The 18,513-nt window shown below is 58.1% G+C and carries 15 protein-coding genes; 7 read left to right on the top strand and 8 right to left on the bottom strand.

All coding sequences use genetic code 11. The features are described from left to right. Positions 1-183: 183 nt before the first annotated feature. Both coaE and polA read right to left on the bottom strand, forming a co-directional pair. The gene (gene coaE / locus Pan181_RS12525) at positions 184-798 is read right to left on the bottom strand and encodes a dephospho-CoA kinase (protein ID WP_145247153.1); all 615 of its coding nucleotides are present in this window, start codon (positions 796-798) and stop codon (positions 184-186) included. A gap of 63 nt (positions 799-861) precedes the next feature. Then, the gene (gene polA, locus Pan181_RS12530) at positions 862-3,600 is read right to left on the bottom strand and encodes a DNA polymerase I (protein WP_145247154.1); all 2,739 of its coding nucleotides are present in this window, start codon (positions 3,598-3,600) and stop codon (positions 862-864) included. Between the two features lie 238 nt (positions 3,601-3,838). On the opposite strand from polA, the gene Pan181_RS12535 reads away from it, so the two are divergent. Beyond that, positions 3,839-5,215 (top strand): coiled-coil domain-containing protein, encoded by a 1,377-nt coding sequence (locus Pan181_RS12535; protein WP_145247155.1) that lies wholly within the window; start codon positions 3,839-3,841, stop codon positions 5,213-5,215. Between the two features lie 38 nt (positions 5,216-5,253). On the opposite strand, the gene Pan181_RS12540 is transcribed toward Pan181_RS12535, so the two are convergent. Beyond that, positions 5,254-5,796, bottom strand: coding sequence for a hypothetical protein (locus Pan181_RS12540; RefSeq protein WP_145247156.1), 543 nt, complete (start codon positions 5,794-5,796; stop codon positions 5,254-5,256). Beyond that, positions 5,793-7,394, bottom strand: coding sequence for a HEAT repeat domain-containing protein (locus tag Pan181_RS12545; RefSeq protein ID WP_145247157.1), 1,602 nt, complete (start codon positions 7,392-7,394; stop codon positions 5,793-5,795). The genes Pan181_RS12540 and Pan181_RS12545 overlap by 4 nt, the downstream gene beginning before the upstream one ends. Positions 7,395-7,599: 205 nt before the next feature. On the opposite strand from Pan181_RS12545, the gene Pan181_RS12550 reads away from it, so the two are divergent. The 3 genes from Pan181_RS12550 to Pan181_RS12560 all read left to right on the top strand — a co-directional run bounded on the left by Pan181_RS12550 (position 7,600) and on the right by Pan181_RS12560 (position 10,139). Beyond that, positions 7,600-7,854 carry a hypothetical protein gene (locus tag Pan181_RS12550; protein WP_145247158.1) on the top strand — a complete coding sequence of 85 codons (255 nt, stop codon included), beginning with the start codon at positions 7,600-7,602 and terminating at the stop codon, positions 7,852-7,854. A 103-nt stretch (positions 7,855-7,957) separates the two neighbouring features. Further along, entirely contained in the window at positions 7,958-8,770 is an 813-nt protein-coding gene (locus Pan181_RS12555) for a TatD family hydrolase (RefSeq protein WP_145247159.1), read from the top strand. A 127-nt stretch (positions 8,771-8,897) separates the two neighbouring features. After that, the gene (locus Pan181_RS12560) at positions 8,898-10,139 is read left to right on the top strand and encodes a hypothetical protein (protein WP_145247160.1); all 1,242 of its coding nucleotides are present in this window, start codon (positions 8,898-8,900) and stop codon (positions 10,137-10,139) included. Positions 10,140-10,169: 30 nt separating this feature from the next. Here Pan181_RS12560 and Pan181_RS12565 read toward each other — a convergent pair whose 3' ends face one another. The 4 genes from Pan181_RS12565 to Pan181_RS12580 are packed head-to-tail and all read right to left on the bottom strand — an operon-like array spanning position 10,170 to position 14,587. Further along, entirely contained in the window at positions 10,170-11,543 is a 1,374-nt protein-coding gene (locus tag Pan181_RS12565) for an alkaline phosphatase family protein (protein ID WP_145247161.1), read from the bottom strand. Between the two features lie 48 nt (positions 11,544-11,591). Beyond that, complete coding sequence (locus Pan181_RS12570; protein ID WP_145247162.1) at positions 11,592-12,527, bottom strand: UbiA family prenyltransferase; 936 nt, start codon at positions 12,525-12,527, stop codon at positions 11,592-11,594. A 6-nt stretch (positions 12,528-12,533) separates the two neighbouring features. Beyond that, a complete protein-coding gene (locus Pan181_RS12575; RefSeq protein WP_145247163.1) occupies positions 12,534-13,376 on the bottom strand; it encodes a sugar phosphate isomerase/epimerase family protein in 843 nt (280 codons plus the stop codon). Continuing rightward, positions 13,373-14,587: a class I SAM-dependent methyltransferase gene (locus tag Pan181_RS12580; protein WP_145247164.1), complete on the bottom strand. Its 1,215-nt coding sequence runs from the start codon at positions 14,585-14,587 to the stop codon at positions 13,373-13,375. Before Pan181_RS12580 ends, Pan181_RS12575 begins: the two co-directional genes overlap by 4 nt. A gap of 206 nt (positions 14,588-14,793) precedes the next feature. On the opposite strand from Pan181_RS12580, the gene Pan181_RS12585 reads away from it, so the two are divergent. The 3 genes from Pan181_RS12585 to Pan181_RS12595 all read left to right on the top strand — a co-directional run bounded on the left by Pan181_RS12585 (position 14,794) and on the right by Pan181_RS12595 (position 18,496). Further along, entirely contained in the window at positions 14,794-15,678 is an 885-nt protein-coding gene (locus tag Pan181_RS12585; protein WP_197529214.1) for a DUF6690 family protein, read from the top strand. Between the two features lie 33 nt (positions 15,679-15,711). Continuing rightward, a complete protein-coding gene (locus tag Pan181_RS12590) occupies positions 15,712-16,623 on the top strand; it encodes a GNAT family N-acetyltransferase (protein WP_197529215.1) in 912 nt (303 codons plus the stop codon). Between the two features lie 457 nt (positions 16,624-17,080). Beyond that, on the top strand, positions 17,081-18,496 hold the full coding sequence (locus Pan181_RS12595; protein ID WP_145247167.1) for a DnaA ATPase domain-containing protein: 1,416 nt from the start codon (positions 17,081-17,083) through the stop codon (positions 18,494-18,496). The last annotated feature ends 17 nt before the right edge of the window (positions 18,497-18,513 follow it).

An 18,513-nucleotide genomic window follows, 5' to 3' on the forward strand; every position in this document is an offset into this window, starting at 1 on the left:
GGCCGGTGGGGGGATAAAGGGAAAAGTGACGGATGGGGGAAAGACGCGACTCGTACCGCCGTTGAGTCGTTTACTATTATTGCAGAAAGTAAGCTAAAAGGGAAAGTGAAATCTGGCACAAACTGGAAGGTACTTCGAAAATTCATAATCGGCACAACCAGGATGCCACATTCATATTCTTGCTTAATCTCCTAATTGGGGAACCACGACCTCGTTCCAAAAGATGGCAACCTGCTCGCGGGTCTCTGCAAGGGTGCCGCTGTTCTCGATGGCCACATCGGCCCGGTGACGCTTAGTTGCTAGGGGTAATTGGGCATCTTCCCGGCGGTTGAGTTCGTCGACCGACCAGCCTCGGCGAGCCGCATTCTCGATCCGCCGTTCGTCCGACGCCTTGACCATCAGTACCATGTCGCATTCAGTATCCCACCCTGCTTCGAGCAGCAGCGGCGCGTCGATAATGAATACATTATGGCCTTGGATCGCGAGTTGATCGCGATGCTCCTCAAGCAACAACCGGGTTCTCGGGTGGACTACCGACTCCAGGTACTTACGCTCTTCAACCGCTTGGGTCGACTTGCCAAACACCTGACGGGCGATAGCCGAACGGTTGATGCTCTCATCGGGGTACAGGATGCCAGGTCCCCAGCGATTGACCAGCAGCGTGCGGACTTCCGGGCTGTTGAGCACCTCGTGGGCTACTTTATCGGCATTGAGAACCACTGCTCCGCAGTCTGCTAGCATTTCTGCGACGGTCGACTTACCGCTGGCGATGCCGCCGATGAGTCCAATAGTGAGCATGAGATGAGTTTCTTTAGTGGTAAGTATGAGTGCAACAAATTGGCCTTCGGCGGTCCGAGACGGCTATTCGCAGTTGGCCCAGTTGGTTCCTGATTTAAGATCGACATCCAGCGGTACGCGAAGTTCAGCAACCTGCGACATTTCGTCGACTACCAGCTTCCGCAGGGTTTCCAGTTCCTGGTCGGGGCAGTCGAACACCAGTTCGTCATGGATCTGGAGCAGCATCTTCGACTCGAGACCTTCCTCCTGCAGCCGACGGTGAATCGCCAGCATGGCGAGCTTAATAAGATCGGCCGCGGTACCCTGAATCACGGTGTTCACAGCGGTGCGTTCGGGAAGATTTAACTGCAGCGGGGCTGGTCGGGTTTCGAACAAAGCATCTTTGGGCTTCGTGGGGGGGCGGATGCCGGCGATCTGGCGCCGGCGGCCAAGCAACGTTTTCACGTAACCATCGCGGCGGCAGTCGGCCAGCGTCTGGTGCATGAACTGCTCGACCCCTGGGTAACGGGCGAAGTACTCGTTGATAAACCTCGCGGCTTCTTCTTTGCTGATGCCTAGCGATTTGGCGAGGCCAAACGGACTCTGGCCGTAGATGATGCCGAAGTTCACCGCCTTCGCCCCGCGGCGCATCTCGCTGGTGACTTCGTCCATGCCGACGCCGTTTACCTGGCTGGCGACCAGGGTGTGGATGTCCTGCCCCTCGGCAAACGCCTGGCACAGGGTTTCGTCTTCGGAGAAGTGGGCGAGCACCCGTAGTTCGATTTGCGAGTAGTCGGCCGCCAGTAGCGACCAGCCTTCGCCAGCCGAAGTGAAGGCCGAGCGAATCTTCCGGCCCGCTTCGGTACGGATGGGGATGTTCTGTAGATTCGGATCGCTGGAGCTAAGCCGGCCGGTGGCGGCGACCACCTGGTTAAACGAGGCGTGCACTCGGCCCGTTTCCGGATGGACCATGGTCGGCAGTGCGTCGACGTAGGTGCCTTTGAGTTTGGCGTAGCCACGTTGCTCGATGATTTTGGCCGGCAGCGGGTGACGGCTCGCCAGTTCTTCCAGCACGCTGGCGTCGGTACTGGGCCCAGTTTTCGTCTTCTTGATGACCGGCAGCCCTAGTTCGGTAAACAGAACTTCGGCAAGTTGCTTCGGCGAAGCAATATTAAACGGATGGCCCGCCAGCTCTTCGATCTCCTCTTCGAGCCGTTGCAGTTCTTCGCCAAACTCAGCACTCAAGGCTTCGAGACGCGGTACATCGACGCGAATGCCGTTGTACTCCAGTTCGGCAAGCGCCTCGATCAGCGGCACTTCGAGCTGACTATTGAGTTCATCGAGTTCGTCTTCGACCAGCCGGTCCTCGAGCATCGGCATCAGCCGCAGCGGGATGTCGGCGTCTTCGGCCGCGTAATGTCCGATGGCCGACACTGGCACCTCGTCCATCCGCTTCTGATTCTTCCCTTTGCCGATCAGAGCGTCGATCTTTGTGGTCTGGTGATTCAGGTACTTCTTGGCTAGATCGTCGAGATTGTGAGTCCGCTCCCCTGCATCGAGCAGGTAACTGGCAACCATGGTGTCGAACGCGATCCCGCGGAGCTGCACTCCTGCGGTGCGAAGCACGATTTGATCGTACTTGAGGTTCTGCCCCAGCTTACGCAGCGCCGGGTCTTCGAACACGGGTCGCAGGCAAGCGAGCACCGCTTCGGCGTCGAGTTTCAGATCGCCTTCGGGGCTGCGAACCGGGATGTAATAAGCCTCGCCGGCGGTCCAGGCCAGCGAGATACCAACCAGCTCGGCTTCGCGGGGATTCACGCTGGTGGTTTCGGTATCGACCGAAAGCCAGTCGGCGGACTTCATTTGTTCCACCAACTCGGCGAGTCGCTCCATGGACTCGACTACTTCGTAGCTGGATTCGAGTTTCTCGGGTGGTTTGGCATCGGCCAACGCCATCGCCCGCTCGCCGAGCGCCCGGAAGCCGAATTCGCCGCAGAGCTCCGCGATACGAGCCCCGTCGTAATTGCCCGGCCGAGCGAGCTGCCAGTCGATTTCGATCGGCACCGCCGAATCGAGTCGCACCAGGTCGCGCGACATGCGGGCGTCGTCGGCGTATTCTTGTAGATTCTGGCTCCGCTTGGCCCCTTTCACGTTGGCCGCGTTGGCCAGCACCGCGTCGAGGTCGCCGTAGGTTTCGAGCAACTCGCGGGCGATCTTTGGCCCAATAAGCGGCACGCCAGGCACGCAGTCGATCTTATCGCCAACGAGGGATTGAAAATCGACAACCTGATCAGGGCGAATCCCCCAGTCGGCGTACAACTCGGAAGAGCCGAACTCCTCGTCCTTGCGGATGTTGTAGATGGCCACATGCTTGGTAATCAGCTGGCGACAGTCTTTGTCGCCGGTCACCAGCAGACAGCGAACCTGCCGCTCGTCGCATTCGCGGGCCAGCGTGGCGAGAATATCGTCGGCCTCGTACCCCGGTTTACCGATGACCGGCACGCCGATGGCATGGAGCATCTGCTCGATCTTCGGAATTTGCGTCACCAGGTCGGCTGGCATCTCGCCCCGGTCGGCCTTGTACCCGTCGTACAGGTCATGCCGGAAGGTTGGCCCCGGCATGTCGAAGGCCGCAATCAAATAATTTGGGGTATGCTTTTCTATCAGGAATAAGATGTCTCGCAGGAACCCAAACACGGCCGAAACTGGCTCGCCGCGGGGGCTGGTCATCTCGCCAATCGCGTGAAAAACCTGGAAAATCAGGGAGTGAGCGTCGACCACGTAGACCGTATCGCCTGGCACCGGCTCGGCAGATGCGGTCATTTGTAGGGGTTCGGATTGCAGGGGGTCATGCCCCGGTAGGTTCCTTTGTTTCATCCGTTCCGTTATATGCGTTTCGTTGACATGCGTTAATCCCCTAAGTAAATTGGACTTAGGTCGAATTCCCTTCGGCCGCACCGGAACAGTTCCCGATTCAAATCGCCGGGCGGGCGCACCTTCCCCATCCCACCTTTTCCGTTCGCCCCGCTCACCTTCGACGTAACTCACCAAGGGTATTTGCATGGCCGCCCGTCAGGATCAGACGCTGCAAATCGCGCTCATCGTTTTCGCCATTTTCTTTGTGGTATTTGCTGCTCTCACTTATTGGTTTTGGAAGCAGTGGAGCGATGCCGAGCAACGCTTAACCGCCTCGCAGCAGGAAGTGCAGACCCAACGCTCCACGGCTGGCAATCTGCAAGCCGACAACGAGACTCTGCGTAAGCAGATGGGCTTCGATCCGTTCGCTGAACAAGGGGTTGTGGATGAGCAGTTCCAGGGCGACGTCGACCAAATGCTGGGTACCCTGCCTGAGGCCAAGCGGAACTATCGCGACGGCCTGAAGCAGATGTATCTCGAAAACCAGCAGCTCGCCAGCTCGCAGGAAGTCGACAAGAAGAAGATCAAAGATCTGGAAACCAAGCTGCGGGAAGTAGAAACCGGACATCAGGCTCAGATTACTCGTCTCGAAGCCGACAAGGCCAAGATCGAGCAAGATGCGGCCACCCAGCGTAACCAGTTCACGCAAGCCCGTGCGGAGCTCGATCAGAGCAAAAAAGAGCTAGCCAGCCAAATCACCGAGATGGAAGCCGCCTTCGACAAGAAGGAGACCGATCTCCAGGGTCAAATCGATACGCTAAGCCAAGAGGCTCGTACGCTAGAGAAGACAATCAACAAGCTACAAGACATGCTGGCCAAGCAAGATCCTTCGTTCGAAGTGGCCGATGGCCAGATTACCTGGGTCAACCAGGCGAACAACACGGTTTGGATCAATCTGGGCCCAGCCGACGCTTTGCGTCGTCAGGTGACCTTTAGCGTGTTCGATCCCAATGAAACCGACGCCGGCAAGGCTGCCAAGAAAGGCAGCGTGGAAGTGTTGCGGATGCTCAGCGATCACATGGCCGAGTGCCGCGTGACCGACGACGATCCTCGCGACCCGATCATGCCTGGCGACAACATTTACAGCCAAGTGTGGCACCGTGGCAAGCCACAGCATTTTGCTCTGACTGGCCTGATCGATCTCGACAGCGATGGTCGTAGCGATCTGCAGCTTGCCAAGGACCTGATCGAACTGAACGGTGGCGTCCTCGATGCAGCTCCGAATGCCGAAACCGGCAAGATGGAAGGCGAAATGAGTGTCGAGACTCGCTACCTGGTCTACGGTGAACGTTCCGATAAGACGAACGACGCCGCACTGCGTAAGACCTGGGACGACATGCACGCCGACGCCAGTTCGCTGGGTATCGAGTTGATTTCGGTCACCGACTTCATGAACCAAATGGGTTACAAGCCGGAAGATCGTACCGTGAATCTAGGAAGCAACGTCAATGCGAACGACTTCCGTCCACGGGCTGCACCCGCTCGCGGCGACCTTCGCCCACGGGCCAGCTACGGTCAGTAATCCACCGATCGAACTCTCGCGTAGAGCTAGAGCTCCCGTTAGTGCTCGTCGTCATCAGGCTCACCGAAGGTGACTGTGACCTCGGGTGGGACTCCTGTGGCCATGTCGGCCGGCAGGAAGATCTTCACGTTGCTCCTGGTGCCGCCGATAAAGTCGCCTGGCTGCAGCTTGTCGAGCCCATCGAATAGCTTGAACTTCAGTCGCTCGAAGGCTCGCTGATCTCTCGGCTTGGCCGATTGAAGATGCGCCCGGTTAAACAACTCGGGACGCAGAAACACGTCGGCAGGGTTTTCCAGATTGGCCGCATCGGATATTTCGAGCAGCAATCGTCGCTCACGGCGGCTTAGTTGATGGGCATGGCACAAGTCGACGAATAAGTGCCACGGTTCATTGCTCATGCGCCGCGATTCCTGGCGGAGATGCAACCATCGCAAGAGCATGATGAACAGCACGGCCGTCACTAGGATGCCGGCCATGGATCCCAGGTCGCCCCAGTGGAATATGATCTGGTCGCCGGTGAATCGATTGCCAAGGCTCTCCCAGGCATCGCGCTGGGCAACAACGGGGTAAAGCATGCTCATGATTCTGGCCCTTTCGCCATGCTATGTAGGCTATCCCAAGTCCGCAGTGCCTGAGTCGCCCGATTTCGAACCAGTGCATTGGCGTCTTTCATGGCCGCCTCGATGGCCTCGCGAGCATCGTCGCTCGGTGATCGAGCCAACGTGAGCGCGGCTTCGGCTCGCACGGCAGCATCCTGATGGCCCGTCTGTTTGGTAATGGTGGGTATCAGGTCATCCACGGCTCCCATGGCCGATGCCATTTGCATGCCGCGGAGCTTGCGACTCAGCGAAGCGGCGGTGATTTCGTGCCGCAACTGTTCGATGGCAGTCGCGTCGGTCTCGAGCACAATACAACCGAGCTCCTTGCGAGACCCTGTGTCCATTTCGTCGAACTGGCTTACGTATCGCATGAACGTGAAGTCGCTCAGGCCATCTTTCGCGATCTTGCGAACCGTTTGATCGGTGTGCTCCAGTAGCGAAGCGAGTTCTTTGACCGCGCTCTCCGAGCCAGTGCGTCGTAGCGCTCGGCCGGCGGCAGCAATGATCTGCGGATCGCTATCCGAAAGCAGTTTCTCCAGCGTCGCACGGGCTTCGGGCAGTTCGATCCTTCCAATTGAATTACAGCAGACAAGTCGAGCCAGTGGAGCCCCGTTGGTAAGCATGACTTGGAAGATGTTCAGCTTGATACGACGAGAGAGTCGTGAAGCGGAGAGCATCTCGAGCGCCACCGCTTGTGCTTGAGGCGGCAACGTAAACCAATCCTCTTCCGGCTTTTCAAGCAAGCGAATCCGTTTGAGCCGCTTTACGTTGTCGCGCACTCGGCTACTGATGGGATAGGTAATGGCTTGCAAAAAGAGCGAACGAAAATGCTCGTCGGTGCGATCGACCGCGATCTCAAGCAGTTCGATTGGCGATTGCGGATCCTCAAATAGCTTAGCCAATAGCTCGATGGCTCCAATGGAGGGGCTATCGCGAAGCATCGTCATCAGCGAATCGTGCGCGGGATGCTCAGGATCGGTCAGCAGTTGTGTGAGTGTATGGTTGCCAGGCGTGGTGATCAGCAGGAATGCTTCCAGTAACTCGGTGCGACGGTGTTCCTGGAACTGATCAACAGCCTTGGCCAGCGACGTAAGCGCCCAACGCCGGGCGAACGAGGGATCTCGCCCACCAGGTGCCCGGCGATACGCAACAATCTGGCTATGCAGTGCGCGGGCCAGTGTGAGCGCGGTAGACGACATGACGTCGCCGCCGGGATGATCAGGGTCGCAAGCGGCGGTAACAACAGCCGGAAACTCGTCGAACGCCAGGTTGGAAGTGATGAAGTAGCAAGCTGCGCGGGTCGACTCGATGTCGTGCTCGGCAATCATCTTGCGAAGCGTGGTTTGCAGCTTGCGTGGCAAATCGTCGAGCGCGGCGAGTTCGTCGCGTGAAAGCATGGGGATGATTTCGAGCAGTCGGCGCTGGCTCAATTCGTCGCTGCGTCGCGCAAATGCGGCAATCGCACCATTGCGAACCGCAGGCGAGATTTCTTCGATGCTGTGCACCAACACATCGGCCGCCGACTGGTTCGGCGTCCGAGAGAGTGTAGAGAGGGTTAGTTGAAAACCGGATACTGGCATGGCCTGGCGCTAAAGAGGATGGATCCGTGCGAACGAGACGACAATGGAAGCATACCTTTTTGTCTGCGTCGGGTGCTGAACGATCGGAGATTGAAGTGCGGTACGGTTTTCCGGGTTATATCGCCCCGAGAAGGCGACGCCGGTTGCAATGCCTGCTCCAGGCGGAGAAACTGAAATAATCCGAATTCCAGGTGGAGTCCCTACGATGAATACCAAACGCACAGCCGAACAAGTACTCGACGAAGAGTTCCTGCTGCTCCGCTCCAAGATTTTGGAGGTCGCAGCAGGCTTGGATCGCATCGAACGCGCTACGCTGCCAGCGGCCGACGAAGCCAGGCTAAGTAAGTTGTTTGCTGCGGTGGAAACGCTACTTCGTCCCGGAACACAGCGGGCGGAGCAAGTGCAATTGCTGTTCAGTCGCGCTTACGAAAATCACTGGCGCACCGATATGGAGCTATAAGCTTCGCCTACTGTCGTGGTCGTTGCGCTTAGCGTTGAACGCCCTGCCTGCTCTCTTTATTGCCTCGAACATTACCCCGACGCCTTCACTCCCCTGCCCTATCATGCAGTACATCGATCCGCATATTCACATGGTCTCCCGGACGACCGACGACTACGAAACGCTAGCCAAGATGGGGTGCGTAGCCGTGAGCGAACCTGCGTTCTGGGCCGGTTTCGATCGAGGAAGTGTCGACGGGTTTCGCGACTACTTCGAGCAGCTTACCACCTTCGAACGCAAACGCGCTAGTTGGTATGGCATTCAGCATTACACCTGGTTGTGCATCAATGCCAAAGAGGCCGAAAACGTGTCGCTTTCGCGTGAAGTGATCGACATGATCCCTGAGTTCCTCGACCGTCCGGGAGTGCTCGGCATCGGCGAAATCGGTCTCAATAAGAACACGCGGAACGAAGCCACGGTGTTTCTGGAACACATCGATCTGGCGATGGAAACCAACGAGCAGATCCTGATCCACACGCCTCACCTGGAAGACAAATACCAGGGGACGCGAATGATTATCGACATGCTCACCAGCGATGCGCGGATTGATCGCTCACGGGTGCTGGTGGACCACGTCGAAGAGCATACCGTGCGACTGGTGCTTGAGGAGGGATTCTGGGCCGGCATGACTCTCTACCCAGTAAGCAAGTGCACTCCGGATCGGGCGGTCGACATGGTCGAGCTTTACGGCCCCGAGCGGTTGCTCGTGAACTCGGCGGGCGACTGGGGCCCTTCGAAACCGACGGCCGTTCCCGACTTCATCATGGCCATGCGGAAGCGAGGCCATAGCGAGGCCCTCATCCGGCAAGTTACTTACGAGAATCCGCTGAAATTCTTCCGCCAAAGTCGCAAGTTCGACTACCAGCCAGCGAACTGAACAGTGTAGATTCACCGTTCGTTGTGCACCGGCCCACTTGGGCTGGTGGTGATGGATTGTGATTCTTTGCTACTTCATCCTCGGTTCGCGCTGTATGGCCTCCCCATTATTCGAGACCCAAAGCCCAATGCCCGCGAAGCCGCGGGTGCAATTCGATTTGGTGGGCGACGAACTTCATTTGAATTGGCGGACCCCAAAGTTAGGGGTGTCGCTGTTCTTGCTTCTCTGGCTCACCGGTTGGACGGTCGGCTGTGTGTTCTTGATTCACACGTTGCTAACCGACTTTGAATGGTTCATGGTGCTGTTCTCCATTCCGTTCTTCGTCGCGTGGTTCGCAGTGGCTGGCATCACCGCTTATCTATTGTTTGGTCGGCATCAGCTAGCACTAGGCCAACACAGCCTGCGTCACACTTCTTGGGCGGTGATTCGCGTAGGCACTCGCGAGATCCCCATTGACGAAGTGCTCCGTGCGTTCGTCGACGAAGAAGTGAGCCATAGTCAGAACGATGTGCCGGTGTGGCACAACTTTATTCGCGTCGATACGCTCGGCAAGCCGGTAAAGTTTGCCAAAGGAATCAAGGAAGACGAAGCAGCCTGGCTGGCCGAGACCATCAACATGTGCCTCGACCAGATGGCCCCGAACCGTGCGGCTCTTAAGCTTGCGGATAACGATGGCGATCCGGTGGAGAGTGACCGCTTTGAGTACTTTTCAACCGACTCCCCAGACGGAGAGGACGACGAGCCGTATGAGGATATTGGAACAGAGCCGACCGTGTTTGTTCCCACCAATAACCGGTGGAGCAAGCCTTCGGATTCTGTTTGGCACCAGGAAGCGGAGGGACGCTCCGTGGTGTTCCGCTCTCGCGGACAGTGGTCATTCGTGGCGATCGCCATGACGACTGGCATCACCCTCTTCTGGAACGGCATCGTCAGCGTGTTTGTCGTGGAACTGTTTAAGAACTTCGAGTGGTTTTTGGCGATCTTTCTGATCCCATTCGAAGTCATCGGGCTTTGCATGTTCGGAGCCTGGTTGGCCGCACTCACCGCACCTGCGTGGGGTAGCGAATACCGCTTTCGACCGGGCCGAATCGAAAGCTGCTGGTGGGGGCCTTTCTTCCGCTGGCCCAAAACCATCGAATTCCAACAACTGGACCACCTAGAGATACGTCGCGCGAAGCGAGCAAACCCGTCGAATCCCAATCCTCAAGTCACCCCGTTGGGAGGAAGCAAGGGAGAGTACTCGCTGGTAATGATTGATACCGACAATGTGATTCTTCTGGAAATCAAAAGCCTCACGCGCGGCGAGGCTCTCTGGATGGCCGACAAGCTGATGTTCGAATTGCCCGATATGTTCCCACGAGATCGCTGAGCTCGATTTCGGGATCTGTGAGCTATTGCGCTACCCTGCTCCGAACTGGTTGAGCACGATGCTGGCCACATCGGTGTCGGCCATGGTTTGCTCCACGAACACTCCCCGCTGGCTGCTTAGGAGAACGCCTTGCTGCGACTCCTGACGCACCGGCGCACCATGTGAGCCGCGCACCAGGTCCGCATTGAGCGGTATGCCCTTGGTCGATGGATCGAAGAATAACTCAACCGGGTCGTAACCAGGTTTGCGATGAATGTCCATCTTGCGAGCGTAAGTGGGGGCCATCGCGTCGTCGAGCCACCAGTAGTAGGCTTGCCAGCTGTTGGGCTCGCTCACCAGCACAAGATCGCCGCTCCGGGTATGTTGCAGTTCGTAGCGGTCGAGCTGATCGTGCGTTAGTACCTCGGCGATGCCCGGTTCGCCTCGGAATCGATCCACTAGTTCGCCGATTCTCGACTTGCAGTGGTCCTGGACGAACACATGCGAATGTTGATGGTCGGCCAGAGCAAACGCACCGCTCGCGGCTATATCGACTTGCTCTGTCCCTTCCAGCTGTTGGAACTCCAGCATTCCCAACTCTCGCAGGATGCGGTTGGGATAGGTCACATGATCGACCGGCGAGATCACGTACTCACTGGCAACAAGCCAAAGCAGCGACTTGCCGGCGTGGATGCGTTCGAACTCGGTGATCAAACGCCCGAGTTCGTTATCGAGTTCCACCAACGCGGCCATGGCTTCGGGGGACTGCGGACCACATTTCTGTGTCATGTAGTCGAGGTGCGGCAGGTAGATGTACCAGAAATTCGGTTGATGGCGCTCGGCCGTCCAGATCGACGACGAGACGATCCAGGCCGACGACGGAATGCCAGCCAACGGGCCCCAGAAGTGCTTTAGCGGGAAGTGGCCGAACGCGTCGCGGAGGTCGCCGTACAGCATTTCGGGACGAGTGTAGCACCAGAGCGATTCGGAGCCATCGGGATTGTGAATCGGGGCGAATGTGCAGATGTAGTCGGCACCACACCCCTTGTTATTCAAAGCAAACCACATGGCCGAGGTGAGGTTCGCGTCATGCTCGTGCAGCAAGTCCCAGAGCTGAGGGCGGTGGATCACACTGTTCCAGCAGGTCCAGAGTTCGACTTGCCCTTGCTTGTCTTCGCTGCCGGCTGGCGCGGCGGTCTCCGGCGAATCTCCTCGCCAGAAAAATCCGTTGGCCACCACCCCATGCTCTGCCGGAGGAAGCCCGGTCGTCATATTTGCCTGAACCGCACAGGTGACTCCGGGAAAACTGGCGACCAGTGGAGCGCGATCGCCCGCTTCGACGAGTCGCTTGAGATTCGGCATGCGAGCCACATCGCTCGGTGCTAATCCAGGAATCGAGAGCAGTACTACATGATCAGAATACATCGGCTTACATCACGGGTTGAAGGATTCCGAAGGCAAGTTCCACAGGCATCAAGTCATCTTGAACATCTGCGAAAGCTGCATCGCCGGGGCGACGAGCGCCAGCACGGCGCACGCCCAGTAAGGATCGGCGTAGCCCAAGCTAATCGCCGCGTCGATCGTAATGAGCGAGAGAATCGCGTTGCCAACCGCTCGCTGCATGTTACGCGGAGTTGGCTGCAGGATCGCCACGACCATGCGTCGCAAGATGGTTCCAGCGACAACGAACCACAGAATGAACCACCCAGTCGAATCGATTCGAAAACCATGGACCGCCGGAGCGTCGCTCCAAGGCATCGTGGCCAATAGCACCATGGCGGCAAGTACCGTGAGGCTTCCCATCACCAAGGTGCGTCGTTTGCCTTCGCCGGCTTCGTCACGAGCGAACCAGGTAACTCCAATGATGTAGAGACCAATCGCAAAGGCAGGAAGTAGGTTGAGGCTCGCGATTTCGGGTAGCCTCCACTCTGTTGGCAGACCTACGAGGCTCATGCCCAGAAGTACGTTGAATACTCGGCACATACCCATCGCAAAAGGCCCGAGCCAGGTTTGTTTCAACCCGGCATCGTAGCCGATGATGGCAAGGCTCAGGCAGATGGCCATCGCGATTGGAAGATAGGACTGCACGTAAAAAGTAACTAGCCCTGCAGCGATCAGCCCAGCAACGAGTAGTCCCCAGCCGAGGATTTTCGCAGAAGTGAGCGACACACGCCCGCTGGGAATCGGACGACCAGGACGCTCCACTGCATCGATCTGATGATCGAACACGTCGTTCAAAACCATGCCGGCCAGGTACATCAGCGCGCTGGCGAGCGAAATGCCAACGGCCGACCACCCCGGCAAGTATCCCGTGGTCAGGATCATTCCCATCCAAACGTTGGATACCGAGGTAAACACATTTGCGACGCGCATCAGTTCAGCGTAGCTGCGCAGTGTGGTAAACGGCATGGTCACCTACTTGGCTAGTTTCGCGTCGAGATATCGAAACGCCTCGCGGGCTGCTTCATCGGGATTATCCATGTATGGATAGAGTTCCACAGTAAGCCAACCGTCGTATCCGGTGTCGCGAATGGCAGCGAGCGTTGCATCGAAATCGATGGCTCCGTGACCTGGAATGAGATGCTGATGCTTGCGCGATGCGGCAATATCTTCCAGGTGGTAGTGCACGGTGTAAGGGGCCATTTTCTCGACCCAGTCCTGAGGATCCTCCCCCACGCAGTACGCATGACCGATATCGAAGTTCAACCCGACGTAAGGCGAATCGAGACGATCGGCAAACTCAAGGTATTCGTTAAAACGTTCGATTAGTAGCTCTGGCTCTGGCTCAATCAACAGCGGCATCGCCAGATCGGCAGCCACTTCCAGGCAGGGCATCAACTCTTCATAGAAAATATCGAACCCTTCGGCGCGAGTTTGTCCCTCGGCGAGTAGTCCCCCTGGTTCGGTAGTGATATGTGGAGCCCCTAGCTCCGAAGCCAGCAGCAGCGACCGCTTGGTATGCTCGCGACGAATCGCCCGGTAATGGGGATCGGGATCAGTCCAGCCGGGATGCCAATACGGTTGGCGAGGGTCGGCCACGGCATTCATCATGAATGCGTTGATGTTCGAGATTTCCAGGCCATGTTCTTCCAGTGCTCGACGAAGGGAGTCGATTTGCTCAGGCAATAATCCGGCTGGCCAGGCGTGAGGCACATCGGCCAGGATTTCGATGCCGGTGTATCCGAAAGATGCGATACGGCGAATCGTCTCTTCGACAGAATGCTGAAGATACGCATTAGAGCTAAAGGCTAGTTTCATAGGTCTCCAGCGCGGTTCGCTACGATCGCAATACGCTTCTCACCGACTCGTGTCAGCAGTAGCGTCGCCCGATTATCGCCTTCGAGTTTGAGTTCTCGACGTAGCTGTTCAGGGTTGAGATCGACCGCGCGGTGTTTGATTTCTAGTTGCCCGACGTTCCGTACACGCAGGTAGCGGGCGAGTTTCTTGGTATTTAGTGGTAGTACTTCTTGCACTTCGAACCGGCTGGTCGCTGGTTCGTCGACTAACGTGGTACCAGTAAGGTAACCGCTGGTCGAGGCAAAACTCCACCACTGGTGTTCTTGAGCCAATTCGCTGGCCAGTCCGCTGGCAAGCACCGCCGCATCGGGCTCGTAAACGTAGTGTTCAATTGTCTCGTCGGCTGGCATGGGGGAGTCGCCGGAGCCAACCAAGGTACGGACCACGGTAGTTTCGTGATCGGCTGCTTTGACCATGGTGGCCCGTCGTTGGCCGTGGCTTTCGGTTAGCTCACCATGCCAGACCACCAGTTGGCGACACTCTCCGTCGCGGCTGATCCATTCTAATTCACCAGCCTCAGCCCAGCGAGGTGGCACTTCGCAGGCCGGCGCCAGCTTGATAGCCGCGTGGGGATTGTAGGTGAGCATCGTGTCGATGGCCACGTCGGAGGGTTCCTGGAACTCAGCGTGCGTGGTCCGCTTACCCCCCGCCCTGCGATCCGGATCGATGTGCCAAGCCCCGTAGCTGCCGAGTGCTAATTCAGTAACATCGCCTACTCGGACTACCGTAGGGGTTACGTCTTCGGGATACGCTTCGGCGAGGTTGCGAGCCGCGTACTTCACTAGTTCCGGCGAGCGGTCGCAGAGCGTCAACTTATTGGCCACCTGCAACAGACCGAGCGCGTCGCCACCGATTCCGCAACAGAGATCCGCAACGTGACCGCGATCGGCAAATCTCGCCGCCTTGTATTGGGCGATCCACTGGTCGGTCGCCTGCTCGAACGAGGTGCGCGTGAAGAACATTTTCTCCGCAGCGGTGAACTTCTGGAGTGCGCGTTGGCGCAGTTCTGCTAGTTCGAGTACCCCGTGGGTCTGCTCTTGGGTCAGCGATTCGCGAAGCTTCGTCGTGAGTTGCAGTGAAGAGAGCTCCGCCGAACTGGCCAAAGCAAGCCACTTGTCGCCATTGCCGCGCAGCAGCCAGTCGTTGAGGTTCAGGTCGGCAGGTTTGGACATGGTCGGGCCGCAGGGTCTACCTAATTGGGCGAAGCGTGTTATCTGGGCTGGCGACTGAAGTCGGTTCTAACTGTTGCAAGGACGAGCGGCGACAAAGCAAAGGCGGTTGCCCGCCGGTGCCGATGAGGAGAACAGCGCCCTCATAAGATGCGCGAAAATCCTGACAGATGGAATGCGAGTTTTCAGTCATGCCCCCCCGCCCTGTTATGTTAGCCGGTTTGCTTGGAGCAGCGGTAGGTGTGCCCTACGTTGTCGACCAGGCAGATACCTGGAATGTTGCACCGCAGGCGGCCACCGCGCCGGGAGAACCGCAACTTTCGGCTCCAGTGGCCGCACCCGCCATCACGGTATCGGACGTCGCCATGCCCAACAGCCCTGGCGACCAGTTCTACGTAAGCCGCGCGCCGTTAGAGGGATTGCCGACTTATTCTTTGGCCGAAGTCCTACGGATCGACGTCAACAAAGAGTGGGTGTATCACCGGTGGGCTCGCAAGTCGACCGGCCTGTCCGATGTCGATTTGTTTGGCATTCGCGTTCCCTTGGTCAGCGGTACCCGCATGACCGATGTCGCTGGTTCGTTGACTTATTACTTCAATCGCACCGGGCAAGCCGACAAGATCCGGTTGGTCGGCAAGACCGCCGATACCACGGAGCTGGTGAACCTGTTAGTGCAGCGATACGGGTTCCGTCCGGCACCACCTCGCGTGGCCGGCGAGCAACTCTATCAGGTGAGAGAAAACAACCAGGTGCTGAGCGAACTAAGAACCTGGCCCGAATCGGTACTGTGGGCCACTTCGCCGCACGATAGTTTCTCGTTGGAGTTAGAGATCAACCGCCCTGGTTCTGGCCGCTACGTGAAGTATCCTTTGCCGCAGTTGGCCGCGGTAGAGAAACCAGCCACTTCGCCCCCGCCGCCAGGATTGTTGGGTGAGGAGGCCAAGGGACCACCGCAACCGGTGCTCCCTGCCGAGTCGGTGGTGCCATCTACCGAAAACGGAACCGCCAGTTCGAACGCGGCGAAGTCGTCCGCCCCGAAAGATGCCTCGGCTCCCAAGAAGCAGCCGGTCCCGCAGTTGCGTTGGCCGAGCTAACACCTTTCGATAAGTTCGGCTATGCTGCATGGCATGAGTAAAGTCCTTATTCGACCATGTCCGGCTGACTTGCATCGCGATGCACTGCGAATGGTGCTGGGATCGGTCGATCCCGAGCAGCGCGGCAGTATCATCGAATTGCTGCGTCCACTAGCGAGCGAAGGATTCGACGTCTTCGCGGGGTTGGTGATTGCCGAACAAGCCAGCGAACTGCTTGGCAGCATCTGGCTGCAGCCACAAGTCGGGCGCACCGCGACGCTCTGGCCGGCGGCCGTCGCGGAGCACGCCCCTGCGGGAGTCTCTCAACGTTTGGCCGAGGCCGCCTTACAGCAAGCGGCTGTGCTTCCGGTCTCTCTGGTGCAAACCTTATTGCACCGTAGCGACGAACCATTTACTAAGGTTCTCGAGTCGGTCGGTTTTTCGCATCTAGCCGACCTTTGTTATCTACTGCTCACGGTGCCGCCGCGGTGCGAGCCGGTGGTAGAACCCGCCCTGGAGTTCGTTCCCAGCAGCAGCGATCCCGCGCTGCTCGAACAGCTTACCACCGCTACCTATCGTGAAACGCTCGATTGCCCCGATCTCGAGGGGCGGCGGAACATCGCCGATGTGATGGACGGCTATCGCACGATCGGCGTGCACGATCCGAATCTCTGGAGCATCGTGCACTGGCACGGTCAACCAGTTGGGGTGTTGCTGATGGCTCCCTACCCCGAGGCCAACCAATGGGAACTGGTGTACATGGGAGTGATTCCCGAAGCACGAGGGCAAGCGATCGGGGGAAAGATTCTGGCCGAGCTGAAGTGTCGAGCAAGTCGCGCGGGAGTCGATCACATTGTGCTGGCCGCCGACGCAGCAAATCATCCCGCGCTGGCCATGTACAGCCAAGCCGGTTACACCGAATGGACCCGACGTGTAGCCTATGTCAAAAGTGTCGACGGCCTGTAAAGCGTGCAGTCCGCACAAGATACGCAAGGCGGTGAATTCTTACTGCGCGGGCATTTATCTGCGAAATACTTTGGCCAGGTCGAGCTCACACAAGTTATCCACAAGTGAGCACCGCTAGTAGAAAAAAAATCTGGCCCCTCGACATGGCGAATACTCTGTTAAAACTCGATGAATTTCAGCAGCGCTTCGCGCGTTCGGAGTTCGACTTCAGTTCGTCTAATGTCAACCCTTTGACTTGAGTGCTAGCAGTCGTAGAATCGTCGACTCGGGTGACAAACGAATCATGGCCAATGGGGTATCTAACCTTACCCCTGGCCTTAAAACTCCTTTCTTACGGGGCGGAGTACGATACTCAGTGGCCACGCCGCATCGATGCTGCGACATGCAAGTCGTGGTGATCGAAGGATGAGTATTGCCTTGTAGGAAAGCTAGGGATATCGAACAAGGACGGAACATCATGGAAGGTCCTGGCGAAGGCGTCGGGCTGCGTGACCAATTGGCCGATCATGTCGGCCGTGATCGGTTTGATCTATGGGTTGCCGACGACACAAAGATTTCGCTTACCGATTCCGGTAACATCGACATGCTGTTCGCATCGGGCTTCCTGTGCGACGCTGCGCGACGAAATCTGAATCGCGATCTGATGGAAGCCGCACGCCGACTCGTTGGCGGCGATGCCCGGGTGGTGTTGCGTGTCGATGAGACCGCCGTAGCGACTCCAGTAAGGCCGAAGATGGCTCCGCAACCCGTCGCGAAGCCAGAGCCCAAGCTCCGCGTACACGAGCCCTCCGAAGCTGCAGAGGCTCAACCAGCATCCACTCCGCCAGCCGCCGAACCTTCCACCGCAGGAACCTTCGCTTCGTTGGTGGTGGGACGCTCGAACGAGCTGGCAGTGCGGGCTGGCGTGCAACTGGCCGCTGGGAACCATGTCGGTGGTCCGCTAGTGATCTGGGGCCCTCCCGGCACCGGCAAGTCGCATCTTCTGGCATCCATCAAGCATGCTTACCGTCATAAGTTCCGCCGCGCACGCGTGCTCTCGCTCACGGCCGAGCAGTTTGTCGGCACCTACGTAGAAGCCCTTCGTGGCAGCGGCTTGCCGAGCTTTCGTCAAAAATGTCGCGGCGCGAATCTGCTGTTGATCGACGACCTGCACTTCATGGCCGGCAAGCGGGCCACCCTTGAAGAATTACAACACACCATCGATAGCGTTACCGCTGCGGGTGGGCAGGTCGTGATCGCTAGTTGCCAGGAGCCTGGCAACATTGCCAAGCTCGGCGACGAGTTGCTCTCGCGTCTGCGTGCGGGATTGGTTTGCGAAGTCACTGCGGCCGACTACACCACGCGGCTCGAAATCGCTCGCCGCCGTTGCCATGCGATCGGGTTGCCAATTGAGGAAGCCGCCCTGCAGCGTCTGGCAGGCAGCGTCACGAGCGGTGCTCGCGAGCTGCTGGGAGCCGTCGAACGCTTGCGGGCTCGTCATGAGTTGCTCGGCGAGGCCGTTGATCTGAACCTGATTGAAGACATCGCCGGCGAGATTAACCATCAAACGACCCGCTGCGTCGCGATGGACGACATTCAACGCGTGGTGTGTGACCACTTTGGCATCGCCGCCAAGACGCTTCGCTCGTCGAGCCGCTTGAAGTCGGTCACCGAACCGCGAATGCTTGCCATGTGGCTCGCCCGCAAGTACACCCGCGCCGGCTGGCGCGAGATCGGCGAGTACTTCGGCGGCCGTCGACACAGCACGGTCATCTCAGCTCATCGCCGTATTGAATCGCAAATGGGGCAATCGACTCGCGTCCCTTCCAGCAGCGGCAAGGCGAACCTGGAAGAAACCGTAGTGGCTATTGAATCGAAGTTGCGTTTGGCCTAAGTCGCGATGCTGTTAAG

It is taken from the genome of Aeoliella mucimassa, assembly GCF_007748035.1.
Lineage (GTDB): Bacteria > Planctomycetota > Planctomycetia > Pirellulales > Lacipirellulaceae > Aeoliella > Aeoliella mucimassa.

Coding starts and splice junctions, on each gene's coding strand:
- coaE (WP_145247153.1), bottom strand. CDS start 798: ATGCTCACTATTGGACTCATCGGCGGCATCGCCAGCGGTAAGTCGACC.
- polA (WP_145247154.1), bottom strand. CDS start 3,600: ATGACCGCATCTGCCGAGCCGGTGCCAGGCGATACGGTCTACGTGGTC.
- Pan181_RS12535 (WP_145247155.1), top strand. CDS start 3,839: ATGGCCGCCCGTCAGGATCAGACGCTGCAAATCGCGCTCATCGTTTTC.
- Pan181_RS12540 (WP_145247156.1), bottom strand. CDS start 5,796: ATGAGCATGCTTTACCCCGTTGTTGCCCAGCGCGATGCCTGGGAGAGC.
- Pan181_RS12545 (WP_145247157.1), bottom strand. CDS start 7,394: ATGCCAGTATCCGGTTTTCAACTAACCCTCTCTACACTCTCTCGGACG.
- Pan181_RS12550 (WP_145247158.1), top strand. CDS start 7,600: ATGAATACCAAACGCACAGCCGAACAAGTACTCGACGAAGAGTTCCTG.
- Pan181_RS12555 (WP_145247159.1), top strand. CDS start 7,958: ATGCAGTACATCGATCCGCATATTCACATGGTCTCCCGGACGACCGAC.
- Pan181_RS12560 (WP_145247160.1), top strand. CDS start 8,898: ATGCCCGCGAAGCCGCGGGTGCAATTCGATTTGGTGGGCGACGAACTT.
- Pan181_RS12565 (WP_145247161.1), bottom strand. CDS start 11,543: ATGTATTCTGATCATGTAGTACTGCTCTCGATTCCTGGATTAGCACCG.
- Pan181_RS12570 (WP_145247162.1), bottom strand. CDS start 12,527: ATGCCGTTTACCACACTGCGCAGCTACGCTGAACTGATGCGCGTCGCA.
- Pan181_RS12575 (WP_145247163.1), bottom strand. CDS start 13,376: ATGAAACTAGCCTTTAGCTCTAATGCGTATCTTCAGCATTCTGTCGAA.
- Pan181_RS12580 (WP_145247164.1), bottom strand. CDS start 14,587: ATGTCCAAACCTGCCGACCTGAACCTCAACGACTGGCTGCTGCGCGGC.
- Pan181_RS12585 (WP_197529214.1), top strand. CDS start 14,794: ATGTTAGCCGGTTTGCTTGGAGCAGCGGTAGGTGTGCCCTACGTTGTC.
- Pan181_RS12590 (WP_197529215.1), top strand. CDS start 15,712: ATGAGTAAAGTCCTTATTCGACCATGTCCGGCTGACTTGCATCGCGAT.
- Pan181_RS12595 (WP_145247167.1), top strand. CDS start 17,081: ATGGAAGGTCCTGGCGAAGGCGTCGGGCTGCGTGACCAATTGGCCGAT.